The sequence below is a fragment of the Pseudomonas sp. AC070 genome (assembly GCF_979258635.1).
Window position 1 is genome coordinate 2,558,475 of record NZ_OZ409871.1, and the last position, 26,452, is coordinate 2,584,926.

A 26,452-nucleotide genomic window follows, 5' to 3' on the forward strand; every position below is an offset into this window, starting at 1 on the left:
TTTGGACACTGACCATGCATGAACTCATCCTCGGCGGCGCCCGCTCCGGCAAAAGCCGCCTCGCCGAGCGCCTGGCCAGCGAAAGCACCTGGCCGGTCACCTATATCGCCACCTCGCAAGCCGGCGACGGCGAAATGAGCGCGCGCATCCGCCAACACCGCGAACGTCGTCCGGCCGCGTGGGGTTTGGTGGAAGAGCCGTTACGCCTGGCGCACGTGCTGCAAACCCATGCCGCGCCGGACCATTGCTTGCTGGTCGATTGCCTGACCCTATGGCTTACCAATTTGCTGATGCTCGACGACCCTCAGCGCCTGGCCGCCGAACGCGACGCCTTGCTCGAATGCCTGCCAGCGCTGCCGGGGCGCATTCTGCTGGTGAGCAACGAAACCGGCCTGGGCGTGGTGCCCATGGGCGAGCTGACACGCCGTTATGTCGATGAGGCGGGCTGGTTGCATCAGGCCCTGGCTGAACGTTGCCAGCGGGTGATTTTTACCGTTGCTGGCCTACCCATGATTCTCAAAGGAGCGCCGTTATGAGCCTGTCGTGGTGGGTTGCACCCTGTCAGCCGTTGGATACCGTGGCCAAAAGCAAAGCCACGGCGCGTCAGCAAATGCTGACCAAACCGGCCGGTTCGCTGGCCGTGCTGGAGCAGGTGGCCATTGACTTGGCCGCCATGCAAGGCTGCGAGCGGCCGGTGATCGACAGCCTGTGGATCGCCATTTTTGCCGGCGACCATGGTGTGGTAGCCGAAGGCGTGTCGGCCTATCCGCAGGCCGTGACCGGGCAAATGCTGCGCAATTTTATCGGCGGCGGCGCGGCCATCAGCGTGCTCGCGCGTTACCTCGATGCTGCGCTGGAAGTGATCGATCTGGGCACCGCCACGCCGCTGGAAGCGATCCCCAACGTGCGTCACCTGAACCTCGGCGCCGGCACGTTCAACTTCGCTCAAGGCCCGGCGATGACGCCAACCCAGCTGTACATCGCCCTCGAAGCCGGGCGCGACAGCGTCCGCCGGGCTAAGGCGGGCGGGGCGCAGCTGTATATCGGCGGCGAAATGGGCATTGGCAACACCACCTCGGCCAGCGCCATGGCCAGCGCGCTGCTCGACTGCCCGGTACGGTTGATCGTCGGCCCCGGCACCGGCCTGAACCCGGCAGGCGTGGCCCATAAAGTGAACGTGATCGAAGCCGCGCTGGCCCTGCACCACGCGCACCTGAGTGACCCGCTGGCCGTGCTGCAACACCTGGGCGGTTTTGAAATCGCCGCGCTGGTGGGCGCTTACATCGCCTGTGCGCAGGAAGGCTTAACGGTGCTGGTGGACGGGTTTATCTGCACCGTCGCGGCATTGATTGCCGTGCGTTTGAACGCCGATTGCCGCCCGTGGCTGCTGTTCGCCCATCAGGGCGCCGAACCTGGTCATCACGCCGTGTTGGCAGCCTTGGAGGCGCAACCCTTGCTGCAACTGGGCTTGCGCCTGGGCGAGGGCAGTGGGGCGGCGCTGGCCGTGCCGCTGCTGCAAATGGCCTGCTGCCTGCACGGCGACATGGCCACGTTTGCCGAAGCCGCTGTCGCAGATCGCCCGGCATGACCGTGCACCTCAGCCTGCTGCGCCACGGCGCGACCGAATTGGCCGGCGGCTTTCGCGGCAGCATCGACGATGCGCTCACCGATGAAGGCTGGACGCAAATGCACGCCGCCGTGGCCGAAGCGGGCCCGTGGGACCTGATCATCAGCTCGCCGCTGCAACGCTGTGCAGCCTTTGCGCAACAGCTCGCCGCTGAGCGTGGCGTGCCGCTGCTGCTGGAAAGCGATGTACGCGAGCTGCACTTTGGCGCCTGGGAAGGGCAAACCGCCCTGGCGCTGATGGACCAGCACGAAGGCGACCTCGGCCAATTCTGGACCGACCCCTACGCCTTCACGCCGCCCGACGGCGAGCCGGTGCTGGCGTTCGCTGCCCGCGTGCTTGGCGCTATTGGACGCATCGCCGCCGAGCATGACGGCCGGCGTGTGCTGCTAGTCAGCCACGGCGGCGTAATGCGCTTGCTGCTCGCCCAGGCCCGCGGCTTGCCTCGCGAGCAATTGCTGCAAGTGGAAGTCGCCCACGGCGGGTTGCACCACCTCACCGTGCAATCGCCCTGCGTGCTGTTGGAGGTTTGATGCTGCCGCTGCTGATCGCCGTGCAATTTCTCACCAGCTTGCCCGTGCGCTTGCCGGGTATGCCAAGCCCTCAGGAAATGGGGCGTTCGCTGCTGTGGTACCCCGTAGTCGGTCTGCTGATTGGCCTGCTGCTTTTAGCCCTGAACGCCATGTTGGCCGACACGCCCACCTTGCTTCGCGCGGCGCTGCTGCTGGCCGCCTGGGTGGCATTGAGCGGCGCCCTGCACCTGGACGGCCTCGCCGACAGCGCCGACGCCTGGCTCGGCGGCTTCGGCGACCGCGAACGCACCCTGACCATCATGAAAGACCCACGCAGCGGGCCGATTGCCGTGGTGACGTTGGTGGTGGTGCTGCTGCTGAAATTCGCGGCGCTGGTGGCCTTGCTAGAACATTTTCATGGGAGCGCGCTGCTGCTGGCCCCTTGGCTGGCGCGTGGTTTGTTGCCGCTGCTGTTCATGACCACGCCGTATGTGCGCGCTGGCGGGTTGGGGCAGGCGTTGGCCGAGCACCTGCCGCGCTCGGCGTTGCCCTGGGTGCTGGGCGCCCATGCGCTGGCCATGCTGATGTTTGGCTGGGCCGGGTTGTTGGCGTTGGTGAGCGGGCTGCTGCTGTTCGCCTGGTTGCGGGGCCGGATGGTGGCGCGGTTGGGCGGCACGACAGGGGATACGGCGGGGGCGATGGTGGAGTTGGTGGAGTGTTTGGTGTTGGTGGTGTCGGCGGTTTAGGGCGCTAACCTGAGTCGCGCATCGTCGAAATGCCGCTTTCCCGGGGATGACGACCATCTATACAAAAACGCCGTCATCCTCGCGCACGCGGCGGTCCGACGATTCGGGATCCAGGCTATTGCGTCGTGCACATAACGTCGACACATCCGAGATTCTGGATCCCGAATCGTCGGACCGCCGCGTTCGCGAGGATGACGGATGATTTTTTCGCGGACACCGTCATTCCCGCGAAGGCGGGAATCCAGAGTCTTTCGTCAGGCACTGACCTCGAATACGTCAACAATTTTGCTCTCCCGGTCCCCGCAACCAATCACGCCCACCCCCAAAATCGCTCTTTCCATTTGACGCCACCCAGACACGGGTATATACACGCATCCATGCTAACCACCCATTGCCTCTGCACCAAACTCCGCCGAGCCGCCCGCAGCGTCAGCCGTCTGTACGACGACGCCCTGCAGCCGCTCGGCTTAAACGTGGCGCAATATTCCTTGCTCAGCCACCTCCAGCGGCTTGAGCAACCGAGCATTTCCGAATTGGCGGAAGCCATGGGCCTGGACCGCAGCACCCTGGGTCGCAATCTCAAGGTGTTGGAGGGCGAAGGCTTGGTGCAGATGGGCGAGGGCAGTGATTTGCGTAGCCGCAAGGTGCAGTTGTCAGCGCAGGGCACCCGCCGTTTCGAGCAGGCGGCGCAGGCTTGGAAAGACGCGCAAGCACAAGTGGCGCTGCGCCTCGGTGCAGAAAAACGTGAGGCGCTCTGGCTGTTGCTGGACGACCTGGAAACCATCGATTAATGCAGTGCAGCGGAGCAGGGCGATGACGGCATGGCGGGCAACTAAGTGGGTCCTTTTGGGAGCGGCGTTGATCCTGGCGCTGTCGATGGGCATTCGCCATGGCTTCGGCCTGTTTCTGGCGCCGATGAGCGCGGAGTTTGGCTGGGGCCGCGAGGTGTTTGCCTTTGCCATCGCCCTGCAAAACCTGCTCTGGGGTTTGTCGCAGCCGTTTGCCGGCGCCTTGGCTGACCGCTACGGTGCCGCAAGAGTGATGGTGGTCGGCGGCGTTCTGTATGCCTTGGGTTTGGTACTGATGGCCTCGGCGGACTCGGTGTGGTCGCTGTCGCTGAGCGCCGGTTTGCTGATTGGGCTGGGCTTGTCGGGCACCACGTTCTCGGTGGTGCTCGGCGTAGTCGGCCGCGCGGTGCCGGCGGAGAAACGCAGCATGGCCATGGGCATCGCGGCAGCGGCCGGCTCGTTCGGTCAGTTCGCCATGTTGCCCGGCACCTTGGGTTTGTTGAGTTGGCTGGGCTGGTCGCTGGCCTTGGTTGCGCTCGGCGCCCTGGCTGCGCTGATCGTGCCGCTGGTGGCGATGCTCAAAGACAAGCCGCTGCCGGTGTCAGGCGCCGACCAAACCCTCGGCGCAGCGCTGCGTGAAGCGGCAGCGCATAAAGGCTTCTGGCTGCTGGCGTTGGGCTTTTTCGTGTGCGGGTTTCAAGTGGTGTTTATCGGCGTGCATTTGCCGGCGTATCTGGTGGACCAACACTTGCCCGCCACGGTCGGCACCACGGTGTTGGCACTGGTGGGGCTGTTCAATATTTTCGGTACGTATGTTGCCGGTTGGCTGGGCGGGCGCATGTCCAAGCCGCGCCTGCTGGTGGGGCTGTACCTAGCGCGTGCGGTGGTGCTGGTGTGGTTTATCAGCGTGCCGGTGTCGATGTTTACTGCGTACACCTTTGGCGTGCTGATGGGCATTTTCTGGCTCTCGACCGTGCCGCTTACCAACGGCACCGTGGCCACGCTGTTTGGCGTGCGCAACCTGTCGATGCTCGGCGGCATCGTGTTTCTGTTTCATCAGTTGGGTGCGTTTCTTGGCGGCTGGATGGGCGGTTATCTGTATGACCGTACGGGCAGCTACGACCTGGTCTGGCAAATTTCCATCGGCCTCAGCTTGGTGGCCGCCGCGCTCAATTGGCCGGTGCGCGAGCAGCCGGTTGAACGCCTGCGCATGGCGGCGGCATGAGCCGCTCGTTCACGGTAGCGGTGAGCGTCGCCGCAGCGGCGGGGCTGCTCGCGCTCGTGTGGTGGGGCTGGCAACGTGGCGGTCTGGCGTTGCTGCAACTGGGCATGGGCAGTTGCCTTTGACGGCCCGGCGCTTGACGGGTAGCGTGGCCCCACTGCCACCGACCCTTGAGCGCCATCACCATGAGCCTGCGTCGTATCGTTCTACCTGCCCTCGTTTTGTCGTTGTTCTCGCTGCCGGTTTTGGCGGCCAGTTGCCCGCCACTGCTGCAAGGCGAACTGCCCAAGCTGCGCGACAAAAACAAAGAACAACTCAACCTCTGCGACCAGTTCGCCGGCAAGCCGCTGCTGGTGGTCAACACCGCCAGTCATTGCGGTTTCGCCCCGCAATTCAAAGGCCTTGAGGCGCTGTACAAAAGCCACAAAGAACAAGGCCTGGAAGTGCTCGGCGTGCCCTCCGACGACTTCAACCAGGAAGACGCCGACCTCGCTGAAACCGCCAAGGTTTGCTACGTCAACTACGGCGTGACCTTTGCCATGGTCGAGCCCCAACACGTGCGTGGCGACCAAGCCATTCCCCTGTTCAAAGAGCTGGCCGCGCAGAGCAGTGCGCCGCGCTGGAACTTCTACAAATATGTGGTCGACCGCCAGGGCAACGTGGTGGCGAGCTTTTCCAGCATGACCAAACCAGACGACCCTGAGCTGCAAGCAGCGCTGGCCAAAGCCATTGCCTCCAAGCCCTGAGCGGCTGGGTTTTCTCAGCCTTAAGGAATTTAAGCTTCAGTTAAGCGGCGGGCGATAAGGTGATCCCGTCGAAACACATTACTAACTGAAGAAAAGGACTGACCCCATGAATAAGTTCACTGCCCTGTTTGCTGTTGCTGCCCTGACTGCCACCGCCGGTATGGCTCAAGCGCGTGACCTGGGCCCCGACGAGGCCATGAAACTGCGTGATGCCGGCACCGTTCAGTCGTTCGAGAAACTTAACGAAGCGGCCCTGGCCAAACACCCCGGCGCCACTGTGAAAGGCACCGAGTTGGAAGAAGAACACGGCCGCTACATCTACCAGGTTGAACTGCGTGACGCTCAGGGCCTGGAATGGGATCTGGAGCTTGACGCTACCAACGGCCAGATCCTGAAAGACCATCAAGACAAGTAATGAGCAAGCCCGTTAGCAAATGGCTGATGCGTTACTGCGGCATCGTTGCCCTGGTCCTGGCCGTGCTCACCCTGAGCGTCGCCGTACACGCTCGTGATCTGGACCAGGACGAGGTGCTGCGCCTGCGGCAGGAAGGCCGTATCCCTCCTTTGGAACAGCTACTAAAACCCGCCCTGGAGCGTCACCCCGGGGCGAAGTTGCTGGAGGCTGAACTGGAGGAAGAGGATGACGTGTTGGTCTACGAAATTGAGTTACTGACCAGCGACGGCGTGGTTCGCGAGTTGGAAATCGACGTGCGCGACGGGCGCATTCTCAAGGACAAGGAAGACGACTGATGCGTTTGTTGTTGGTGGAAGACCATGTGCCGCTGGCGGACGAATTGCTCGCCAGCCTTGGCACCCAAGGCTACGCCGTAGACTGGCTGGCCGACGGGCGCGACGCGGCGCACCAGGGCGCCACCGAACCGTACGACTTGATCATTCTCGACCTCGGCCTGCCAGGCAAACCGGGCCTCGACGTACTTCGCGAATGGCGCGCCGGCGGGCTGGCCACGCCCGTGCTGATTCTGACCGCACGCGGCTCCTGGGCCGAACGCATCGATGGCCTCAAAGCCGGCGCCGATGACTACCTGACCAAACCTTTCCACCCCGAAGAGCTACAACTGCGCATTCAGGCATTGCTGCGCCGCTCCAAGGGCTTGGCCAATCAGCCGCACCTGGAAGCGGCCGGCTTGCAGCTGGACGAAACGCGCCAATGCGTAAACCTCAACGGCGACGATATTCAACTGACCGCCGCTGAATTCCGCCTGCTGCGTTACTTCATGCTGCACCCGCAGCAACTGCTGTCCAAAACCCACCTGGCCGAACACCTGTACGACGGGGAAACCGAGCGCGACTCCAACGTGCTGGAAGTGCACGTCAACCACCTGCGCCGCAAGCTGGGCCGTGAAGTGATTGAAACCCGTCGCGGCCAGGGCTATCGCTTCGCCGGGTTGGGCGCGTGAGGTCGATTCAGCGCCGGCTGAGTCTCGGCCTGGTTAGCGTGTTGCTGGTGGTGGGTCTGGTGCTGGCGCAAACCAGCATCTGGTTGCTCGACCTGGGTTTGCGGCGCTACCTGGAAGACGGCTTGCGCCAACAGGCCGAGAGTTTGCTGATCGCGACCGTTCGCGGGCCGAGCGGTTTGCAACTCAGCGACCAGCGCGTGCAAGCGAGCTACCAGCAACCGTTTTCCGGCCGTTACTTCCGCATCGACTTTAGCGACGGCGCTCCATCGCCCTGGCGCTCTCGTTCGCTGTGGGATTTTGAACTGACGCCCGCGACAAAGCCCGGCTTGCAAGGCGAGCTGGCAGACGGCCCGAATGAACAACTGCTGCTGACCTACCGCGCCGACTACCGCCGCTACGGTCAGCAGATGTCCATCACCGTGGCGCAAGACTACAGCCCCGTACTCACCAGCTTTCGTCATGCGCAATACGTTGGCCTGGCGGTTGGCGCCGGCGCCTTGCTGATTATTCTGCTGCTGCAACGCCTGACCGTGCGCAATGCCTTGCGTCCACTGGAGCGCGTGCGTCAGCAACTGCAACAACTGCAACAAGGCCAACGCACTGCGCTGGACAGCGAAGTGCCGCTGGAACTGGAACCGCTGGTGACGCAAATCAACCACCTACTGGCTCACACCGAAGACCACCTGCTGCGCTCGCGCAACGCCTTGGGCAATCTCGGTCACGCGCTGAAAACGCCGTTGGCCGTGCTGATCAGCCTGGCCGAGCGCGACGAATTAAAAGCCCATCCCGCCATTCAGGCCACCCTGCGCGAGCAGCTGCAACAGATCGAACAACGCCTGAGCCGCGAACTGGGCCGTGCGCGTCTAGCCGGCGAAGCGTTGCCCGGCGCGCAGTTCGTGTGCGACGAGGAACTGCCAGGGCTGTTCAGCACCTTGGGCATGATTCACAACCGAGGTCTCGAACTAACCTGGCACGCCGCCCCCGGCTTGCACCTGCCGCTGGACCGCGAAGACCTGCTCGAAGTGCTCGGCAACCTGCTCGACAACGCCTGCAAATGGGCCGACTCGGCCGTGAGCCTGACCATCGAACAACAGGCGGGCAGGTTCACGCTCTGGGTCGACGACGACGGGCCGGGCATAGAACGCGTGCGCCGCGAAGCAGTGCTGGAACGAGGCACTCGGCTGGACGAACAAGTGCAAGGGCACGGGCTGGGCTTGGGGATCGTGCGAGATATTGTGGAAGCGTGGGGCGGGCGGATTGAAATGCTGGATAGCCCGCTGGGTGGGTTGCGGGTGGGTGTTTTTGTGCCTGGGATTTGAGCGCCTTTTTTCAGAAATCGCGGCTAACCGGAGCAGGTTGTTCGCTCTCTGTGGGAGCGGCTTTAGCCGCGATGGTTTGCGCTGATTCTGCGCAAGATCCCCGCCGTCCCCGCGCGAGGGTGACGCAGGTTTTGCCCAAGACCGTCGTCACCCCGCGCAGGCGGGGATCCAGAATGTTGTGGCGAACACAAATACTCGTCTAATCCAAAACTCTGGATCCCGAGCCGTCGGACCGCCGCGTTCGCCAGGGTGACGCAGGTTTTGTACCCCACACCCGTCATCCTCGCGAACGCGGGGATCCAGAATGTTGTGGCGAGCACAAATATTCGTCTCATCCAAAACTCTGGATCCCGAATCGTCGGACCGCCGCCTGCGCGGGGATGACGGATGTTTGCCGATAGGCAGAAGTAGGGGCCTTGCGTCCTGCGGGAACGGCCGGCCCGACGCTCCGGTTAGCCGCAATGCCCTTCACCCCATCACATCCCGTTAGCAAACCCCGGATTGCTCATATCAATCGCCGCCCGCACCGGCTTCAGCGCCTCGCCGTACTTAGCCAAAATATCCAACGCATAATCAATGCGCGCGCGCAGACGTTGATCATCTTCGCCTGCCGCTTCAGGCCCATTCAGTACGCCGCCGCAGTGGCGCACCAGAATGTGTTCCGGCAGGTAATTCACACGGCAATTCTTGTAGCTCGAAGCGCGCATTTCGCTGATTACGTACGGCCCGCCCACGGCCGCCGAAACGCCCACCAACAGCCCCGGCTTATGCGCCAGTTCGGCCTTGCTGGTGTAGATAAAAAAGTTCTTGATCGCCGGGCACGCCATGCCATTCCACTCCGGCACCACCACGATCACCGCGTCAGCCGCTTTCAACTGCTCGGCATACTGCGCCCAGGGGCCGGCGTCTTCGGCGGGCCAGAGGGGCAGGGCGCCGGTGCCGAGGTCGATAACCGAACTGTTTTCGGCGCTGGTCAGGCTCAGCTCGATCAAACGCTGCTGAAGAAAATGCGCCACCTTGGCGGACTGGCTGTTGTTGCGGCTGGAACCGGCGACGATGGCGTAATTGAGCATGGGCAAATCCTTGGCGAGAGAAGGGAAGCGCGCAGGCTAACGAGGGGCAGCAGCGCCGGCAAGCGTTACACGTTGTTGTAGGGGCGACCTCTGTCGCGAACCCTGGAACAGGTGATTTTTAGATCTAAGTGTCCAGGGTTCGCCAGCGAGCTGGCGCCTACAAAAAGCCCTTACACGCGGAACTGATCCATCAACGCCTGCTGATGGTTCGCCAAGCGATTCAGCGACTGACTCACCTGCGCAGACTCATCCGCCTGCGCCGAAATTGATTCGGTCACATCGCGAATCGAAGCCACGTTGCGGTTGATCTCTTCAGCCACCGAACTCTGCTCCTCGGCCGCGCTGGCGATCTGCAGGTTCATGTCGGTGATCACGCCCACGGCGTGGCTGATACGTTGCAACGCACCCACGGCGCGTTCCACTTGCTGCACGCTGGTCTGCGCCTGGCGATGGCTGCTGCCCATGCTGCTGACCACTTCGCGAGTGCCGTTTTGCAGGCCTTCGATGACTTTGCGAATTTCCTCTACCGAGTCTTGCGTGCGCTTGGCCAGGCTGCGCACTTCATCCGCCACCACCGCAAAACCACGGCCGGACTCACCCGCGCGGGCCGCTTCAATGGCGGCGTTGAGGGCGAGCAGGTTGGTCTGTTCGGCAATCGAGCGAATCACTTCCAACACCGAACCAATCTGCTGGCTGCTGCTGGCCAGGCCTTCGACTTCTTCCATCGCCACGTTCATTTCATTGGCCAGCAACTCAATGGCGCTGGTGGTTTGGTCGATCACGCCGAGGCCTTCGCGGGTGGCGTCGTCGGCGCTGCGGGCGGCCTCGGCGGCTTGGGCGGCGTTGTGGGCGACGTCTTGGGCGGTGGCGCTCATTTCCTGGAACGCAGTCGCCACTTGGTCGACTTCACGGAACTGCTGCTGCATGCCCGAGCTGGTTTGGCGAGCGATGGCCGAAGATTGGTCCGCCGTGCCGCGCGCGTCCTGCACCGAGCTTTTCACGTCGGCAATGATCGGCTGCAGCTTGTCGAGGAAACGGTTGAACCAGCCGGCCAACTCGCCCAATTCGTCGCGCTTGGTGTAGTTGAGACGGCGCGTCAGATCGCCTTCACCGGTGGCGATGTTTTGCAGCATGGCCGCCACATTGAGAATCGGCCGGGTGACACCGCGGGCCGTCAGCCACATCAGCAGCAAGCCGAGAATCACCGCCAGCAAACCAATGCCCAAGGACACGCTGCTGTCGGTTTTGCCGCGCTGATCCAGCTCGGCCTCAAGCTTTTTAGCCGGCACAGTCAGCACCTGCTGGGGCACTTCGATCAGCACGCTCCACGGCTTGGATTCGGGAATCGGTTGCAGCGGTTCGAGCACTTGCAGCATGTCGCCTTCGTGCAGCACCTGCGATTGGGCGCTGGCGGTCAGGCGGGTGAGTTCGTTGCCGTGTTCGCCGAAGGCTGCGTTCAACGGTTTGCCGAGCATGCTCGCGTCGCGGCTGTGGCCGGCGAACAGGCCCAGCGGGCTGATGATGCTGACGTGGCCTTCGCCGTTGTACAGCTCTTTATTGGCCTTGGCGCTGATGTCTTGCAGGCTCGCCAGGCTGATGTCCAGACCGACCACGCCAATCACCTTGCCGTCGACTTCCACCGGAAAGGCGATGCTGGTCATCAGGGTTTTAACCTTGTCGACCTCGTCGATATACGGATCGAGCACGCAGGCCTTCTTGCCTTGCAGCGGGCAGGTCAGCCAGGAGTTGTAGGGCGTCCCGTTGCTCATCACGCTGGTGTCGTTGAGCAGCTCCTCCTTCATGGCCTCGGGCGACAGCTCACCACTTTTAGACTGCGACCAGTACTGCGCGAAGCGGCCGACGTCGTTGCTGCCTTGGGCTTCCTGATCAACAAACTGCGCGTCCTGGCCATCCAGGGCGTTGGGCAGAAACACCACGTAGAGGCCCAACAAATTGCTGTTGCCTTGCAAAGCGGTGTGCATCTGCTCAGACAAATCGGAACGCACGGCGCCGGCGTCAATGCTGTGCGCCTTGGCCTGGGCGAGGAGCATTTTCACCTGACGGCTAAAGCCGTTGCCGTACTGATAGGCGTCCATGAAATACCGCTGAATACGCAGCGACTGAGTTTCACCCCGCGCCGTCATGCGCTTTTGCGCCGCCTCTTCAAGCATGGCCATGCTCGACGCCTTGACCACGTTCGCGGTGTTTTTCGACTGGTACAACGACGTGCCGACCAGAAGGGTGACGATCACCAGCAGGCACAGGCCGGCGAGGGAGGTGATTTTCCACTGGATGGAGAGGCGACTAAGCATGGGTAATTCTCGTGTAAGGCTAGAACAACGGTGGTTACGGACAGCGCACTGATAGCCGTCATGGCCAAGTGGGCGGGAATTATGCACATGGCCGATTGAAATATTGAACGGATATTTTTGACGCGTCCGACGGGTTTTATCGGCACCGCACAAAATGTTTGAGGGGGTTGGCGTAAAAAAGTCGGAGGAATCTCCTGGCATAGTCTGAAATGAATTTACGAAACCACCTACAGCCGTAATCACAATCGCCGATAACTCGGTATTGCCGTTTCCTGACGGTGCGCAGTTGAAGGAGTAATCATGCGTTTAAAGACCAAAGTGATGCTGTTGGCCCTGGTTCCGGTGTTGCTGTTTGCATTGGTGCTCAGCGGTGCGGCCACGCAAGTGCTGCTCAGCCTGGCCGACGGCGAAGTCAAGGAAACCCGTGAACGCCTGATTGCCGAGCGTCAACAAGAACTGCAGAGCTACATGCAAATTGCCCTCGGCTCGGTGCAAAGCCTTTACGACGGCTCTGCCCAGGGCGACATGGACAGCCGGGCGGAGGCGATCAAAATCCTCTCGAAAATCAAATACGGCAAAGACGGCTACTTCTTCGGCCATGACGCCAACATCGTGCGGCTGTTCCGCGGCGACAACCCGCTGGACGTCGGCAAAGTGCTCGCCGACCGCAAAGACCCCAACGGCGTTTACGTAAACCGCGAGCTGTACAACGTCGGCAAGAACGGCACCAACTACCTGCGCTACGCCTCGCCATTGCCCACCAACGACAAAGTGTTGGTGCCCAAGCTGGCCTACAACATCTACCTGCCCAAGTGGGACATGGCCCTCGGTACCGCCATCAACCTGGACGGCGTCGAGGCGGATGTCGCCAAAGTGCAGGCCTCGATTTCCGCGCGCATCAGCACCATCGTCACCAGCATCGTGGTGATTGCCCTAGTGCTGTTGGTGATCTTCGGCATCGCCGGTTTGGCTCTCGGCAACGCGTTTTTACGGCCCTTGCAGCAAATCAAAAACAACCTCGACGACATTGCCGCTGGCGATGGCGACCTGACCAAACGCCTGCCGGCGAACAGCAAAGATGAGCTTGGCGAATTGGCCGGCTCGTTCAACGCCTTTGTTGCCAAGATTCATGGGCTGGTTCGGCAGATCGTGGAAATGACCGGGCAACTGACCACGCTGGTGAGCGAGGTTTCCGCGCAGACCCAACGCGCCGATAAGGCCATGGCCAGCCAGCGTCACGAGACCGACCAGGTGGCGACCGCCATTAATGAGATGTCGGCAGCGGCGCATCAAGTGGCGCAGAGCGCCCAAGGCGCGGCATCAGCGGCGCAGCAAACCGATGAAGAAGGGCAGGCCGCGAAGAAAGTCGTCGACGGCAGCATCAGCCGCATTCATGCGCTGGTCGGCGACATCCGCAGCAGCGGCACCTCGCTCGACAGCCTTCAGCAAGACGTGCAGTCCATCGTCAGCGTGCTCGGCGTGATTCGCTCGATTGCCGAACAGACCAACTTGCTCGCACTCAACGCCGCCATCGAAGCCGCCCGCGCCGGTGAAGCCGGACGCGGCTTCGCCGTGGTGGCCGATGAAGTACGCGCCCTGGCTAGCCGCACCCAGCAGAGCACCCAGGAAATTCAAGGCATGATCGACCGCCTGCAAAAAGGCACCGAGGACGCCGTAACCGCCATGCGCCGCTCCAGCGAAGCGGGCGATGTGACCAGCCAGCAAGCCAACCAGGCAGGGGCCTCGCTGGATGCGATTGCCGAACTGATCGCCACCATCAACGCCATGAACGCCCAAATCGCCAGCGCGGCGGAAGAGCAGACTGCTGTGGCCGAAGAGATCAACCGCAGCGTGCACCAGATTGCCGGGGCGGTGGAACAGGTAGCAGATGAAACCCAGCAAAGTGCGCAGACTGCGCGGAGTCTGGCGGATCTCGGGGATCGGTTGGGGACGTTGGTTAAGCAGTTTAGGATTTGAAGGCGTGGGGGATTTTGTACGCAAGGCGGGCCCGTTTGGGACTTAAATGGGTGTTCGCCTCGAAATTCTGGATTCCGAATCGTCGGACCGCCGCCTTCGCGGGAATGACGGATGTTTTTATCGGGTCACGTGATAACCATCAGATCCCAACCCCACCGCCGTGTTCACGGGATGACGGAGTAAGTACATACACCACCGTCATTCCCGCGAACGCGGGAATCCAGGTGCGGTGATTGAGCGGTTTACTCCGAACCGCTTTCCAGCGGGCCCACCGCATCGCGGCTAAAGCCGCTCCTACAGGAAATCGAGCCATCCACACCAAATCGGTACACCTGTAGGAGCGGCTTCAGCCGCGATTCCTGCAAACACCAATCACCGCGGATACAACGGCGGCAATGGACTCGTTTCCTGCGCGTCAGCCGGGGCTTCGGCGGCGGGGAGGGCGCGGATGGCTTTCCATAGCTGCTCGCCTTGCCAGTATTGGCCACTCTCGCTGTACAACGCGCCGTTCAATCCATCCAGACTTTCACTCAAGGGCACAAACCGCGCGGCCATGTCGGCGAGGGTTTCGGGCTGTTGCCGGGCCCAGGCGTCGAGCGCCTGGCGGGTGGCTTGGGAGTCGTTGGCCAGGCACGCGCGTTTGAGGTCGTCGAGCAAGCTGCGTGGGCTCGGGCCGGTTTGTGCGGTGCGCGACACCGCTGGCTGGCGGCGCGCACGCCACCACAGGCCAAAGCCGAGCAGGGTAGTGAAGCTCAGAATCAACGTTGCCAGTTGCCACGGCCACACTGCCGGGCCTTCTATCAAAGGCAACACGGCGTCGGTGTTCACCGGCGCTTCCACGTCCATGGTCGGGTTGTTGGCGACCATCAGGGCGCGTGCCGGTACGCTGGTGTGTTCCAGGCGATCTTCCTTGGTGTTCCACCACACCAAATCCACCGCTGGCAGCTCAATGCGCCCGCTGCGGTTGGGCACCAAGGCCTCGCGTTCTTCCCTGCTGCCGATCAGGCCGCGTTCGTTGGTGCTGTTGCTCAGTTGCGGCTGGTCCGGGTAACGACGCAAGCCGCTCACCGACGTCGCCGGCAATGGCGGCAACTGGGCGCTGGAAAGGCCGTCGACCTTCAAGGTCAGGCTGCGCGTCAGCGAGTCGCCGACCTGCGCTTTGTCCGGCTCCGGCGTCCAGGCTTCGCTCAGCACCACCGCGCGCGCGGGCAGCCACGGCGCGTCGACCGGGTACTCGGCCGGCTTGGCTTTGACCTGCAACGGAATCACCGGCGACTTCACCCGCATCAATCGCCCCGGCCGCGGCCCGAAAGGCTGGTAGGTGCTGCTGTTCTGGGTGCGATCGGCCACCGTGGCGCTGAAGACGAGCGACGGAATGTCCAGCTCGCCGCTGTGCTGCGGGTAGATGGCGTAACGCAGCTCGATGACGCCGTGGCGCACGCCGTTGATTTCTTTCTCATAGGTGCGCGGATCGCCCAGCGACTCGATGCGCGCGTCGGGAATTTGCAGCGGCGTAAGCGCGCTGTCGTCGTAGAGCGACACCGAGTGGTAAATGCGCAAGGTCAGAATGGTTTGCGCCTGCACGTACACGGTGTCTTGGTCGAGGCTGGCGTCGATAAACACCGGCGCCACGGATTCGGCGTCGCTGTTGGCTTCGGTTTTGATCACTTGCAGGGTGATCGGCTCGCTTTTGTTCTCGCCCAGGCTGAGTGACGGAATCACCACGTTGCCGACAGTCTTCGGTTGCAAGGTGATGATCCAGCGCGTGGTGGCGCGTGCCGAGCCGTCGATGGTGGTCAGGCGGTTGATCTGTCGCGTGCCAAGCACGTCGAAGGCTTCATCGAGCGGCGCCAGGTCGGGCTTGCCGAACAACGTGGCGTCGTCGGATTCCAACGACAGCTCCAGGGTTTCACCTTCGCTCAGGCGAGTGCGATCCACCGAGGCGGTGAAATTCGCGGCGCTGGCCTGCATTGCCAGCAGGCACAGCAAAAAGGCGCAAAACAGACGGGTCATCAACTAATTCCTAGGCTCTTGGCGCTGTTGCTGTTCGTACCAGAATTTGCGTCGCAGCAGCTCGCCGGGGTCGTCGGGAATCTGCCGCAGCCATTGCTCCATGGCTTGGCGCTGCTCGGCGCCGAGGTGTTGCTGTTGGCCATCCTCGGCCTGGGGTTTGCCGCCTGGTTGCTGTTCTGCCTTATCGGCTTTGCCGTTCTTGCCGTCTTTACCGTCTTTGTCGCCACCGGCCTGCTGGCCAGCCTTGCTGGCGTTGGGGTCTTGCTGAGCGCCTTGCTGGCCATCGGGTGGCGGTTTTTGCGTGGCGTCTTTTTCGTCCGTTTTGTTCGGGGTAGACGGCGGCGGCTGGTTCTTGTCGGTGTTGCTGTTGGAATCGGGCCCGCCCTGGTTTTGCTCAGAGGGTTTCTGCTGCTGGTTCTTGCCTTTTTGTTTCTGCTTTTGCTGTTGTTCTTTCTGTTTCTGCTCTTTTTCCTGCTGCTTCTGTTGGCGCAGCAGCTCTTCGACCAAGGCTTTGTTTTTCAGCGCCTGGGGCAATTCGGGTTGCACCTCCAGGGCTTGGTCGTAAGCGTCCAGCGCCGCTTCCAGTTCACCGCTGCGGGCCAGGGCGTTGCCACGATTGTAGTGGTCTGCCGCGCTGCCGCCCGTGGCGAAACGGTTGGCGGCGCCGGCGTAGTCGCCGGCCTGGTACAGCGCCTGGCCCTGCCATTTGGGGTCGGTAAAGGTGTCGGCGGCTTCAGCGGCCTTGTGCTGTTGCAGCAGGCGTTCGCCTTGCTGGTCGGCGCGCAGCCAGAGGTCGGCAAACTCGAAGGCGTAGCTGGGGCGCGGGCCCATCATCAGCAGCAACGGCAAGCAGAACAGCCAACCGCGGCGCCCAGCGCAGGCGGCCAGCAACAGCAGCGGCAACAGCAGCCAATAACCTTGGTCGGCCCAGGTTTCCAATTGCGTGGGTTCGCTGTCGCGCAGGCTTTCGGTGTCGGCGAGCAGGCCGAGGTCGCGCAGGTCGGTTTCGTCGAGACGCGAGCGCAGGTAGTTGCCGCCCAGTTCATTGGCGAAACGGCGCAGGCCGGCGCTGTCCAGACGCGGCAGCAAAATGCTGCCTTGGGCGTCCTTCAAAAAGCCGCCGCCTTCCTGTGCAATCGGTGCGCCCTGGGCCGAGCCGATGCCCAGAATCTGCAAGCGGCTGCCTTGTTTGCCCAGCGCTTGGCGAATGCCTTGGCGTTCCTGATCATCCAGGGCCGAGGTGATTAGCAGCAAACGACCGTTGCCCTGGGCGCCTTGTTCCAGCAGCGTCATGGCTTTGGCCACGGCCAGGTCGGCGCGGCGTCCGGCCTCGGGCATGATTGCCGGTTTCAGCGACTCCAGCAGATTGCGCGTGGTTGCCAGGTCGTCCGAGAGCGGCACCAAGGTGTGCGCGCTGCCGGCGTAGAGCACAATGCCGGTTTGCGCGTCGTGGCGGGCTTCCAGCAGATCGAGCACTTTGTGTTTGGCGTGTTCCAGGCGATTGGGCTGCACATCGCCGGCCAGCATCGACGGCGTCATGTCGAGCAGCACCACCAGTGGGTCGGCGCGCTTTTGCGTGCTTTGTTCCACGTGCTGCCAGCTCGGGCCCAACAACGCCAGCAAGCACAGCAGCCAGGCGACGCCAAGGGCAATCCATGGCAAACGACTGACCCGCCGATTACCGCCACTCAGCAGCACCGCGTGGAAAGCCGGCGGTAGCAGCATTTGCCAGCGCCCGGCACGGCGTTGGCGGTGCCAGAGTTGCCAGAGCAACCACAGCAGCAGCGGCAGCAACAGCAGCCAGAACGGCCGCAGCCAATGAGGCCAAAGCGCGATCATGAGCGTTTCCTCATGCGCGGGCGCCATTTCGGTCGCGCCGGCAATGCGCGCTGCAAGCGGCTTTGCAGTAAGTGCGGCCACAGCGCGTTGACCACCAGCAAAAGGCTCAACAAGAACGCCGCCGCCAGCGGCCAGGCGTACAGCTCAAGGGCAGGGCGGGCGATGGTGGGTTGTTGGGCCACGGGTTCGAGTTTGTCGAGGCTGGCTTCGATCAGGGTCAGTTCGTCGCTATCGCGAGCGCGGAAGTACTGGCCGCCGGTCATGTCGGCAATTTTCTGCAGGGTCGGTTCGTCCAAGTCCAGGCCAGGGTTCAGGCCGAGCATGCCGAACGCGCCGCGCTCAGGGTCGGCGCCGATGCCGATGGTGTACACCTTCACCTGTTCCTCAACCGCCAGCCGCGCCGCCGTGATCGGATCAATCTGCCCGCCGTTGCTGGCGCCGTCGGTGACCAATACCAGCACGCGGCTATTGGCGGGCCGCTGGCGCAGGCGTTTTACCGCCAGGCCGATGGCGTCGCCAATGGCGGTGTTTTTGCCGGCGATGCCGATCAAGGCTTCGTCGAGCCAAATGCGCACGGTGCGGCGATCAAAGGTCAGCGGTGCCTGCAAATAGGCTTGGCTTCCGAACAGAATCAGGCCAACGCGATCACCCTTGCGGCCTTCTATAAAGTCGCCGAGCAGGTTTTTCACCAAGGTCAGGCGGCTGACGTCGCTGCCGTTCCATTGCATGTCGGTGTAATCCATGGAGCCGGACACATCCACCGCCAGCAGCAAATCGCGGCCGCTGGCCGACACCGGCAACGGCTCGCCCACCCACGCCGGTCGGGCCGCCGCACTCAGCAACAGCAACCAAAGCAGGGCGAAGGGCGCCTGTTGTCGCCACGCCGGTAGGTTCGCGCGCGCACGGCGCCCGGCCAGGCCTTCGAGTTCCGGCAGAAAACTGACCTTCAGCGCCGCCTCGCCACTGTCGGCAGCCGGTAATACCAGGCGCAGCAACCACGGCAGTGGCAGCAGCACAAACAGCCAGGGCCAGGTGAACTCAAACATGTTTGCGAATCCAGGTGTCGACGGCTTGGTAGAGACCATCCACCGCTTTGTCGTCGAGTTTGCATTCGGGGCGGTACGCGCCTTCCACCAGAATCATCCAGCGCGTCAAACCGGCTGCCGGGCAGCGGTTGTCGAGGTACGCCAACCAGGCGCGGCCGCTCATGGTGTGGCTTTGGCTGTTGGGGTAATGGCTGCGGCACAGGCGTTTGAGCAGGGCATTGAGCTGCTGCAACCAAGGGCCGGCATTGATGCCGTCATAGGGTTTTTTCAGTTGCCCGAGTTCCTGCAACGCAGCCAGGCGCAGCGGGTCGAGTGGCACGTCGGTGCGGTTTTTCTTGCCGCGTTGCGGCAGGCGTTTGCGCAAGCGCCACAGGCCCCACAGCGCCACCGGAACCAACAACGCCAGCAGCCACCAGCCCGGCGCTGGCGGCCACCAGGAAATTGGCGGCGGGGCGATTAAAGGTTGCAACTGGTCGAGAGGATTCATTGCTTCTTCCTCGGCCGCTGCCCTTGCAAGTGATCGCGCAGCTGTTCAATCGGGTCGTTCAAGGTGGAGAGCGGAAACAGCGGCACGCCGAGTTTTTGCGCCAACAATTGCCAGCGCGCCTGTCGAACTTCACCGAGGGCGTGATAGGTCTCGCGCAGTTCAGCGTTATGGGTGTCGAGCTCCAATAACGCGCCGCGCTCGGTGAATTGCAGCAAACCGGCAGCGGGCAGGGCGTGGTCCAGCGGGTCAGACAACGGCAGCAGCAGCAAATCGGTGTGGCGGGCCAGCAGCGTCAGCTGTTGCTCGGCGCTGTCGTTCAGTGCGCGCTCATCACACAGCACCACCGCCAGGCTTCCCGGGCGCAGCACTTCGCGCGCACGGCGCAGGGCCAGGCCAAAGGTGTCGCGGCCGGCGGGAATTTCACTATTAAGGTTCTGGTTGGCGCGCACCAGGCGGTTGAGCAGTTGTAGCAGGCTCATCTTGCTGCGTCGGGGTTTAATTTCGTGGTGCTCGTTATCGCCAAACACCAAACCGCCGACGCGGTCGTTGTGGCCCAGCGCGGCCCAGCCAATCAGCGCCGCCACTTGCGCGGCCAGTACGGATTTAAACGCCAGCCCTGAGCCGAAAAACAGGCGCTGGCTCTGTTCGACCAAAATAAAAATCGGCCGCTCGCGCTCTTCATGGAACAGCTTGGTGTGCGGCTCCTGTGTACGGGCCGTTACCCGCCAGTCGATGGTGCGCACGTCGTCGCCGGGCTGGTACACGCGCACCTGGTCGAAGTCGACGCCACGGCCACGCAGTTTGGAGTGGTGCAAACCCACCAGCGGGCTGCGCCGCGCTGGCGTGGAGAACAATTGCACCTCGCGGATGCGGTGGCGCATCTCGATCAGCTCGGCGAGGCTGACGCGAATACCGGGTTCGCTGGCGGCAAGCGGTTGCATGGCGATCAGGCCACGGCAACCACATCGAGGATGCGTTGCAGCACCCGGTCCTGATCAATGCCGGCCGCTTCGGCTTCGAACGACAAAATAATGCGGTGACGCAGCACGTCGAACAGCACCGCCTGGATGTCTTCCGGCGACACGAAGTCGCGGCCCGCCAGCCACGCGTGGGCGCGGGCGCAACGGTCGAGGGAAATGGAACCGCGCGGACTGGCGCCGTAGGAAATCCACTCGGCCAGCTCCGGATCGAACTTGGCCGGTGTGCGGGTCGCCATCACTAACTGCACGAGGTATTCCTCCACGGCGTCGGCCATGTACAAACCCAGCACTTCTTTGCGCGCGGCGAAAATCGCCTGCTGGCTGACTTTATGCTCGGGTTTTGTTTCGCCGTTCAGGGCTTCGCCGCGGGCTTGCTGGAGAATCTTGCGTTCGACCGAGGCGTCGGGGAAGCCGATCTTCACATACATCAGGAAGCGGTCGAGCTGCGCTTCAGGCAGGGGATAGGTGCCTTCCTGTTCAATCGGGTTTTGCGTGGCCATTACCAGAAACAGCGGCGACAGATCATAGGTGCTGCGCCCGACACTCACCTGGCGCTCGGCCATGGCTTCGAGCAACGCAGACTGCACCTTGGCCGGCGCGCGGTTGATTTCGTCGGCCAGCACCAAGTTGTGGAAAATCGGCCCTTGCTGGAACACAAAACTGCCGGTTTCCGGGCGATAGATTTCCGTGCCGGTAATGTCGGCAGGCAGCAAGTCGGGGGTGAACTGAATGCGGTGGAACTCCGCTTCGATGCCTTCAGCCAGCTCCTTGATCGCCTTGGTCTTGGCCAGGCCGGGAGCGCCCTCTACCAGCATGTGGCCGTCGGCGAGGAGGGCGATGAGCAGCCGCTCAATGAGTTTTTCCTGACCCAGAATCTGCGTGGAGAGAAATTGACGCAGGGCGACGAGCGCTTCGCGGTGTTCCATCGTGGAAAGTTTCCTGGCGGATTGACGAGATGCAACGGCTCACAGCCAGGCGGCAAGGCGCGCGGGGGTGGCTGCGAATGGCGTGACACTTTAATGCAAAACACGAAGCGGCGGCTATTGGGGGGCTGGGGGATTGAGTGCTGGGTCAAAAAGCATCGCGGCTAAAGCCGCTCCTACAGATTGTGTGATGGTGTGGGAGCGGCTTTAGCCGCGATGCTTTTGCCTGGCGAGCCCCGGCTAGAGCAGTGGAAAGCCTGTCCGAATATGTCGCCCCATCGCAATCCCTCGGTCACAGCCTCTCGTTAAGCTACGCGTGACTTGATGGTCGTCGCGTGCACTGGCGGGTTTCAACAATGGCCTAGACTGTTGTGCAACCCGATTAACAGGGTGCCCTGCCCAGGTAACTTTCGGCACCGGCATACGGCGTAATCGGTCAGGTATGAATTCAGCGAGCTCTCTCACGAACAACAAGCCCAGCGGAGCACACACATGGCGTTCTTTACGGCGGCCAGCAAAGCCGACTTTCAGCATCAACTGCAAGCGGCACTGGCTCAGCACGTTAGTGAACAGGCGTTGTCACAAGTAGCCCTGTTCGCCGAGCAGTATTTCGGTATCACCGCCCTCGAGGAACTGACCCAGCGTCGCCTCTCCGACCTCGTCGGTTGCACCTTGTCCGCGTGGCGTCTGCTAGAACGCTTCGACAGCAGCAAACCGCAGGTGCGTGTTTTCAACCCCGATTACGAAAAGCACGGCTGGCAGTCGACCCACACTGCCGTGGAAGTGCTGCACCCGGACGTTCCCTTCCTCGTCGACTCGGTGCGCATGGAGCTGAACCGTCGCGGTTACAGCATTCATACCCTGCAAAACAGCGTGCTCAGTGTGCGCCGCGACGCCAAAGGCGAGCTGGTGGAAGTGTTGCCCAAAGGCACCACCGGCCCGGACGTGGCGCAAGAGTCGCTGATTTTCCTGGAGATCGACCGCAGCGCTAACGCCACCGACATGCGCACGCTGGAAGCCGCCATTCTCGAAGTGCTGGAAGAAGTGCGCATTACCGTCGCCGACTTCCAACCCATGCGCGCCAAAGTCGGCGAATTGCTGGAGTGGCTGAGCAAAGCCAAGCTCAACGTCGAAGCCGCCGAGCTGGCGGAAATCAAAGTGTTTCTGCAGTGGTTGCTCGACAACCGCTTCACCTTCCTCGGTTACGAAGAATTCACCGTTGCCGATGAAGCCGAGGGCGGTCATATCACCTATGACGAATCGACCCTGCTGGGCCTCTCCAAACGTCTGCGCACCGGTCTGACCAACGAAGACCTGCACATCGAAGCCTACGCCGTGAATTACCTGCGTGAGCCCGTGTTGCTGTCGTTCGCCAAGGCCGCACAGCCAAGCCGCGTGCACCGCCCGGCCTACCCGGACTTCGTTTCCATCCGTGAACTGGACGCCAAAGGCCGCGTGGTCAAGGAATGCCGCTTCATGGGCATTTACACCTCCATCGCTTACAGCGAAAGCGTACGCAGCATTCCGTACATTCGCCGCAAAGTGGCGGAAGTGGAGCAGCGTTCAGGCTTCAATGCCCAGGGGCACCTCGGCAAAGAACTGGTGAAAGTGCTCGAAGTGCTGCCGCGCGACGACCTGTTCCAGACCCCAGTAGACGAGCTGTACAACACTTCGCTGGCCATCGTGCAGATTCAGGAACGCAACAAAGTGCGCCTGTTCCTGCGCGCCGACCCGTACGGTCGTTTTGTTTATGCGTTGGCCTATGTGCCGCGCGACATTTATTCCACCGAAAGCCGCGTGCGCATCCAGCAAGTACTGGTCGATCGCCTGCAAGCCACCGACTGCGAGTTCTGGACCTATTTCTCCGAATCGGTGCTGGCCCGTGTGCAGTTCATTCTGCGCATCGACCCGAAAACCAAACTGAACATCGACCACGCGCAAATCGAGCGCGAAGTCATTCAGGCCTGCCGTTCGTGGAAAGACGACTACGCCGGTCTAGTAGTGGAAAGCCTCGGCGAAGCCAAGGGCACCCGCGTGCTGGCGGACTTCCCGAAAAGCTTTCCGGCCGGCTACCGCGAACGCTTTGCGCCGCACTCGGCTGTGGTCGACATGCAGCATTTGCTCAGCCTCTCGGACGAACGCCCGCTGGTGATGAGTTTCTACCAGCCGCTGAGCGCCGACGGCCAGCAGCTGCACTGCAAGCTGTACCACGCCGACACACCGCTGGCGCTCTCGGACGTGCTGCCAATTCTGGAAAACCTCGGCCTGCGTGTGCTGGGTGAATTCCCGTACCGCCTGCGCCACCAGAACGGCCGCGAATTCTGGATTCACGACTTCGCGTTTACCTACGCCGAAGGCCTGGACCTGGACATTCAGCAACTCAACGACACCTTGCAGGATGCCTTCGTGCAAATCGTCGGTGGAGCCGCCGAGAACGACGCCTTCAACCGCCTGGTGCTAACGGCCGCGATGCCATGGCGCGACGTGGCGTTGCTACGTGCTTATGCCCGTTACCTGAAACAGATTCGCCTGGGCTTCGACCTGAGCTACATCGCCAGCGCCTTGCTGAACCACGTCGACATCGCCAAAGAATTGGTGCGCCTGTTCAAAACCCGCTTCTACCTGGCGCGCAAACTCACTGCCGATGACCTGGCCGACAAGCAGCAACGTCTGGAACAAGCGATTCTCACGGCCCTCGATGACGTGGCCGTGCTCAACGAAGACCGCATCCTGCGTCGCTACCTCGACCTGATTAAAGCCACGCTGCGTACCAACTTCTACCAAGCCGACGCCAACGGCCAGGCCAAGTCGTACTTCAGCTTCAAATTCAACCCACGGGCCATCGCCGACTTGCCCAAGCCGGTACCGATGTTCGAGATTTTCGTCTACTCGCCACGGGTCGAAGGCGTGCACCTGCGCGGCGGTAAAGTAGCCCGCGGCGGTTTGCGCTGGTCTGACCGCGAAGAAGACTACCGCACCGAAGTGCTGGGCCTGGTGAAGGCGCAGCAAGTGAAAAACGCCGTGATCGTGCCGGTCGGCGCCAAGGGCGGCTTCGTGCCACGCCGCATGCCTATTGGCGGCAGCCGCGACGAAGTGCTGGCCGAGGGCATCGCCTGCTACCGCATCTTTATTTCCGGTTTGCTCGACATCACCGACAACCTGAAAGAAGGCGAAGTGGTGCCGCCGCAAAACGTCGTGCGCCATGACGAAGACGACCCGTACCTGGTGGTCGCCGCCGACAAAGGCACCGCCACGTTCTCCGACATCGCCAACGGCATTGCCGGCGAATACGGCTTCTGGTTGGGCGATGCGTTCGCCTCCGGCGGCTCGGCCGGTTACGACCACAAAGGCATGGGCATCACCGCCAAAGGCGGCTGGGTGTCGGTGCAACGTCACTTCCGCGAGCGCGGCATCGACGTGCAGAAAGACCTCTCCACCGTAATCGGCATTGGTGACATGGCCGGCGACGTGTTCGGCAACGGCCTGCTGCTGTCGGACAAGCTGCAACTGGTGGCCGCGTTTAACCACCTGCACATCTTTATCGACCCCAACCCCGACGCGGCGAAAAGTTTCGTGGAGCGCCAACGTCTGTTCGACCTGCCGCGTTCCAGCTGGGCCGACTACGACGCCTCGCTGATTTCCAAAGGCGGCGGCTTGTTCCTGCGCAGCGCCAAAAGCATCGCCATCAGCCCGGAGATGAAAGAGCGCTTCGATATCAAGGCCGACAAACTGCCGCCCACCGAACTGCTCAACGCCTTGCTCAAAGCACCCGTTGACCTGCTCTGGAACGGCGGCATCGGCACCTACGTAAAAGCCAGCAGCGAAAGCCACACCGACGTCGGCGACAAAGCCAACGACGCCTTGCGCGTAGACGGCCGCGAACTGCGGGCGAAAGTGGTGGGCGAGGGCGGCAACCTCGGCATGACCCAGCTCGGCCGCGTGGAATACGGCCTCAATGGCGGCGCCAGCAACACCGACTTTATCGACAACGCCGGTGGCGTGGACTGCTCCGACCACGAAGTGAACATCAAGATTCTGCTCAACGAAATCGTTGCCGCCGGCGACATGACCGGCAAGCAGCGCAACACCTTGCTGGCCGAAATGACCGACGCCGTGGGCAGCCTGGTGTTGGGCAACAACTACAAGCAAACCCAGGCACTGTCGCTGGCTCAGCGCCGTGCCCGTGAGCGCATCGGCGAGTACAAACGTCTGATTTCCGCCCTGGAAAGCAGCGGCAAACTCGACCGCGCCATGGAGTTCCTGCCCAACGACGAGCAACTGGCCGAACGCGCCGCCAATGGTCACGGCCTGACGCGGCCGGAACTGTCGGTGCTGATTTCGTACAGCAAAATCGACCTCAAGGAATCGCTGCTCAAATCCCTGGTGCCGGACGACGACTACCTCGCCCGCGAAATGGAAACCGCCTTCCCGCCGCTGTTGGCCGAGAAGTTCGGCGACGCCATGCGCCGTCACCGTCTGAAACGGGAAATCATCAGCACCCAGATCGCCAACGATCTGGTCAACCACATGGGCATCACCTTCGTTCAGCGCCTGAAGGAATCCACCGGGATGAGCGCGGCCAACGTGGCCGGCGCCTATGTGATCGTGCGTGACGTGTTCCGTCTGCCGTACTGGTGGTCGCAGATCGAGGCACTGGACTACAAAGTGCCGGCCGACCTGCAACTGCAGCTGATGGACGAACTGATGCGCCTGGGCCGCCGCGCCACGCGCTGGTTCCTGCGCAGCCGTCGCAACGAACTGGACGCCGCCCGTGACGTCGGCCACTTCGCGCCACGCCTGGAAGCATTGGCCAAACAACTCGACGGCCTGCTCGAGGGGCCGGCGCGTGAACAATGGCAAGCGCGCGTGCAGGACTACGTGGAACAAGGCGTGCCGGAAGAACTGGCCCGCGCGGTTGCCGGCACAAGTCATCTGTACACCCTGCTGCCGATTATCGAAGCGGCCGACATCACCGGCCAGGACCCGGCACAAGTGGGCGCAGCCTACTTCGCCGTCGGCGGCGCACTGGAACTGTCGTGGTACTTGCAGCAAATCACCAACCTGCCGGTGGAAAACAACTGGCAAGCCCTGGCGCGTGAAGCCTTCCGCGACGACCTCGACTGGCAACAGCGGGCCATCACGGTATCGGTGCTGCAAATGACCGACGCCCCGGCGGACATGGAAGAACGCACCCAAGTGTGGATCGAACAGCACCGGCCAATGGTCGACCGCTGGAAAGCCATGCTCGGCGAACTGCGCGCCGCCACCGGCACCGACTACGCCATGTATGCCGTAGCGAATCGGGAGTTGATGGACTTGTCGCAGCGCGGTTGAAGGCTGTGAAGCAGTAATGGAGAGCCCCGCCTAGTGCGGGGCTTTTTTATGCTAGCGAAACACCACCGTCGTCTGTGGGAGCGGCTGGGCGGC

22 protein-coding genes and 2 pseudogenes are annotated in these 26,452 nt (G+C 62.4%); 15 read left to right on the top strand and 9 right to left on the bottom strand.

Features of this window, described 5'->3' with window-relative positions:
- Positions 1–14: 14 nt before the first annotated feature.
- The 12 genes from cobU (at position 15) to ACZZ0Q_RS11505 (ending at position 8,375) form a co-directional block, all read left to right on the top strand.
- Complete coding sequence (gene cobU / locus ACZZ0Q_RS11450) at positions 15–536, top strand: bifunctional adenosylcobinamide kinase/adenosylcobinamide-phosphate guanylyltransferase (RefSeq protein WP_463538902.1); 522 nt, start codon at positions 15–17, stop codon at positions 534–536.
- Positions 533–1,588: a nicotinate-nucleotide--dimethylbenzimidazole phosphoribosyltransferase gene (cobT, locus tag ACZZ0Q_RS11455; protein WP_463538901.1), complete on the top strand. Its 1,056-nt coding sequence runs from the start codon at positions 533–535 to the stop codon at positions 1,586–1,588. The genes cobU and cobT overlap by 4 nt, the downstream gene beginning before the upstream one ends.
- Positions 1,585–2,157, top strand: a complete 573-nt coding sequence (gene cobC / locus ACZZ0Q_RS11460) for an alpha-ribazole phosphatase family protein (protein ID WP_463538900.1) — start codon at positions 1,585–1,587, stop codon at positions 2,155–2,157. The genes cobT and cobC overlap by 4 nt, the downstream gene beginning before the upstream one ends.
- Positions 2,157–2,882, top strand: coding sequence for an adenosylcobinamide-GDP ribazoletransferase (locus tag ACZZ0Q_RS11465; RefSeq protein WP_463538899.1), 726 nt, complete (start codon positions 2,157–2,159; stop codon positions 2,880–2,882). The genes cobC and ACZZ0Q_RS11465 overlap by 1 nt, the downstream gene beginning before the upstream one ends.
- Before the next feature lie 377 nt (positions 2,883–3,259).
- Positions 3,260–3,673 (top strand): MarR family winged helix-turn-helix transcriptional regulator, encoded by a 414-nt coding sequence (locus ACZZ0Q_RS11470; RefSeq protein ID WP_463538898.1) that lies wholly within the window; start codon positions 3,260–3,262, stop codon positions 3,671–3,673.
- 22 nt (positions 3,674–3,695) lie between these two features.
- Complete coding sequence (locus tag ACZZ0Q_RS11475) at positions 3,696–4,895, top strand: MFS transporter (RefSeq protein WP_463538897.1); 1,200 nt, start codon at positions 3,696–3,698, stop codon at positions 4,893–4,895.
- Positions 4,892–5,017 (top strand): hypothetical protein, encoded by a 126-nt coding sequence (locus ACZZ0Q_RS11480; RefSeq protein WP_463538896.1) that lies wholly within the window; start codon positions 4,892–4,894, stop codon positions 5,015–5,017. Before ACZZ0Q_RS11475 ends, ACZZ0Q_RS11480 begins: the two co-directional genes overlap by 4 nt.
- Positions 5,018–5,077: 60 nt before the next feature.
- Positions 5,078–5,638 (top strand): glutathione peroxidase, encoded by a 561-nt coding sequence (locus ACZZ0Q_RS11485; RefSeq protein WP_463382749.1) that lies wholly within the window; start codon positions 5,078–5,080, stop codon positions 5,636–5,638.
- Between the two features lie 106 nt (positions 5,639–5,744).
- Positions 5,745–6,053, top strand: a complete 309-nt coding sequence (locus tag ACZZ0Q_RS11490) for a PepSY domain-containing protein (protein WP_122496016.1) — start codon at positions 5,745–5,747, stop codon at positions 6,051–6,053.
- A complete protein-coding gene (locus ACZZ0Q_RS11495; RefSeq protein ID WP_463538895.1) occupies positions 6,053–6,388 on the top strand; it encodes a PepSY domain-containing protein in 336 nt (111 codons plus the stop codon). The genes ACZZ0Q_RS11490 and ACZZ0Q_RS11495 overlap by 1 nt, the downstream gene beginning before the upstream one ends.
- The gene (locus tag ACZZ0Q_RS11500) at positions 6,388–7,056 is read left to right on the top strand and encodes a response regulator transcription factor (RefSeq protein WP_463538894.1); all 669 of its coding nucleotides are present in this window, start codon (positions 6,388–6,390) and stop codon (positions 7,054–7,056) included. The genes ACZZ0Q_RS11495 and ACZZ0Q_RS11500 overlap by 1 nt, the downstream gene beginning before the upstream one ends.
- Positions 7,053–8,375, top strand: a complete 1,323-nt coding sequence (locus ACZZ0Q_RS11505) for an ATP-binding protein (RefSeq protein WP_463538893.1) — start codon at positions 7,053–7,055, stop codon at positions 8,373–8,375. The genes ACZZ0Q_RS11500 and ACZZ0Q_RS11505 overlap by 4 nt, the downstream gene beginning before the upstream one ends.
- Before the next feature lie 476 nt (positions 8,376–8,851).
- On the opposite strand, the gene ACZZ0Q_RS11510 is transcribed toward ACZZ0Q_RS11505, so the two are convergent.
- From ACZZ0Q_RS11510 to ACZZ0Q_RS11520, 3 genes and pseudogenes are all read right to left on the bottom strand, one after another.
- Positions 8,852–9,448 carry an NADPH-dependent FMN reductase gene (locus tag ACZZ0Q_RS11510; protein WP_463560586.1) on the bottom strand — a complete coding sequence of 199 codons (597 nt, stop codon included), beginning with the start codon at positions 9,446–9,448 and terminating at the stop codon, positions 8,852–8,854.
- 170 nt (positions 9,449–9,618) lie between these two features.
- Positions 9,619–10,374, bottom strand: a complete 756-nt coding sequence (locus tag ACZZ0Q_RS11515; protein ID WP_463542184.1) for a methyl-accepting chemotaxis protein — start codon at positions 10,372–10,374, stop codon at positions 9,619–9,621.
- A gap of 102 nt (positions 10,375–10,476) precedes the next feature.
- A pseudogene (locus ACZZ0Q_RS11520) lies at positions 10,477–11,961 on the bottom strand (PDC sensor domain-containing protein); the annotation flags it as partial.
- A 120-nt stretch (positions 11,962–12,081) separates the two neighbouring features.
- On the opposite strand from ACZZ0Q_RS11520, the pseudogene ACZZ0Q_RS11525 reads away from it, so the two are divergent.
- A pseudogene (locus ACZZ0Q_RS11525) lies at positions 12,082–12,879 on the top strand (cache domain-containing protein); the annotation flags it as partial.
- A 102-nt stretch (positions 12,880–12,981) separates the two neighbouring features.
- Entirely contained in the window at positions 12,982–13,737 is a 756-nt protein-coding gene (locus tag ACZZ0Q_RS11530; RefSeq protein ID WP_463561017.1) for a methyl-accepting chemotaxis protein, read from the top strand.
- 372 nt (positions 13,738–14,109) lie between these two features.
- Here the strand turns inward: ACZZ0Q_RS11530 and ACZZ0Q_RS11535 are convergent, their stop codons facing one another.
- The 6 genes from ACZZ0Q_RS11535 to ACZZ0Q_RS11560 are packed head-to-tail and all read right to left on the bottom strand — an operon-like array spanning position 14,110 to position 21,028.
- The gene (locus ACZZ0Q_RS11535) at positions 14,110–15,750 is read right to left on the bottom strand and encodes a BatD family protein (RefSeq protein WP_463538892.1); all 1,641 of its coding nucleotides are present in this window, start codon (positions 15,748–15,750) and stop codon (positions 14,110–14,112) included.
- A gap of 3 nt (positions 15,751–15,753) precedes the next feature.
- Complete coding sequence (locus ACZZ0Q_RS11540) at positions 15,754–17,589, bottom strand: VWA domain-containing protein (protein ID WP_463538891.1); 1,836 nt, start codon at positions 17,587–17,589, stop codon at positions 15,754–15,756.
- Positions 17,586–18,635, bottom strand: a complete 1,050-nt coding sequence (locus ACZZ0Q_RS11545; RefSeq protein WP_463538890.1) for a vWA domain-containing protein — start codon at positions 18,633–18,635, stop codon at positions 17,586–17,588. The genes ACZZ0Q_RS11540 and ACZZ0Q_RS11545 overlap by 4 nt, the downstream gene beginning before the upstream one ends.
- Positions 18,628–19,122 carry a DUF4381 domain-containing protein gene (locus ACZZ0Q_RS11550; protein WP_463538889.1) on the bottom strand — a complete coding sequence of 165 codons (495 nt, stop codon included), beginning with the start codon at positions 19,120–19,122 and terminating at the stop codon, positions 18,628–18,630. The genes ACZZ0Q_RS11545 and ACZZ0Q_RS11550 overlap by 8 nt, the downstream gene beginning before the upstream one ends.
- A complete protein-coding gene (locus ACZZ0Q_RS11555; RefSeq protein ID WP_463538888.1) occupies positions 19,119–20,063 on the bottom strand; it encodes a DUF58 domain-containing protein in 945 nt (314 codons plus the stop codon). Before ACZZ0Q_RS11555 ends, ACZZ0Q_RS11550 begins: the two co-directional genes overlap by 4 nt.
- A 5-nt stretch (positions 20,064–20,068) precedes the next feature.
- Entirely contained in the window at positions 20,069–21,028 is a 960-nt protein-coding gene (locus tag ACZZ0Q_RS11560; protein ID WP_108097801.1) for an AAA family ATPase, read from the bottom strand.
- A gap of 489 nt (positions 21,029–21,517) precedes the next feature.
- On the opposite strand from ACZZ0Q_RS11560, the gene ACZZ0Q_RS11565 reads away from it, so the two are divergent.
- A complete protein-coding gene (locus ACZZ0Q_RS11565; RefSeq protein WP_463538887.1) occupies positions 21,518–26,359 on the top strand; it encodes an NAD-glutamate dehydrogenase in 4,842 nt (1,613 codons plus the stop codon).
- Positions 26,360–26,452: the final 93 nt, after the last annotated feature.